Genomic DNA, 374 nt, shown 5'->3' with positions numbered 1-374 from the left:
ATCGTTTCCTATGCTCAGGGCTTCTCCCAGCTGCGTGCTGCTTCTGATGAGTACAACTGGGATCTGAACTATGGTGAGATCGCCAAGATTTTCCGCGCGGGCTGCATCATTCGTGCGCAGTTCCTGCAGAAGATCACCGATGCTTATGCACAAAATGCTGGCATTGCTAACCTCCTGCTGGCGCCATACTTCAAACAGATCGCTGATGGCTATCAGCAGGCGCTGCGTGATGTGGTGGCCTATGCTGTGCAGAATGGTATACCGGTACCGACGTTCTCTGCCGCAATTGCTTACTACGACAGCTACCGTTCCGCGGTTCTGCCAGCTAACCTGATTCAGGCTCAGCGTGATTACTTTGGTGCGCATACCTATAA

1 pseudogene is annotated in these 374 nt (G+C 52.7%); it reads left to right on the top strand.

Annotation, left to right across the window (positions count from 1 at the left end):
- A pseudogene (locus tag VZP09_RS12630) lies at window positions 1-374 on the top strand (NADP-dependent phosphogluconate dehydrogenase); the annotation flags it as partial.

Origin of the sequence: Klebsiella sp. EMBS2024 (genome assembly GCF_036233805.1) — a bacterium.
Taxonomy (GTDB): domain Bacteria; phylum Pseudomonadota; class Gammaproteobacteria; order Enterobacterales; family Enterobacteriaceae; genus Klebsiella; species Klebsiella pneumoniae.
The sequence above is the reverse complement of the archived record's forward strand: the minus strand, read 5'-3'. Positions and strand labels throughout refer to the sequence as shown.